The 392-nt window shown below is 62.5% G+C and carries 1 protein-coding gene; it reads left to right on the plus strand.

All coding sequences use genetic code 11. The annotated features are described in order from the left end of the window. Positions 1-392, plus strand: a 392-nt coding sequence (locus tag LU493_RS19690; protein ID WP_275289491.1) for an ATP-binding cassette domain-containing protein, incomplete at both ends; no start/stop codon positions are given.

The following is a 392-nucleotide window of genomic DNA, read 5'->3' on the forward strand; positions in this document are numbered from 1 at the left end:
TCGACAGCTGGCGCGCCCGGTTGGCGGTGGTCAATCAGACGCCATTTTTATTCTCCGATACCGTCGCCAATAATATCGCGCTGGGAAAACCGGACGCGACGCAGGCGCAGATTGAGCGGGTTGCACAACTGGCCAGCGTGCATGACGACATTCTGCGTCTGCCTCAGGGCTACGAGACCGAAGTGGGCGAGCGCGGCGTGATGCTCTCCGGCGGTCAGAAACAGCGCATCTCTATTGCTCGCGCCCTGCTGCTGGAGGCCGAAATTTTGATCCTCGACGATGCCTTATCGGCGGTGGATGGCCGCACCGAGCACCAGATCCTGCATAACCTGCGCCAGTGGGGGGAGGGGCGGACGGTCATTATCAGCGCCCACCGCCTGTCGGCGCTCACC

It is taken from the genome of Halomonas elongata, from assembly GCF_029081005.1.
Lineage (GTDB): Bacteria > Pseudomonadota > Gammaproteobacteria > Pseudomonadales > Halomonadaceae > Halomonas > Halomonas elongata_B.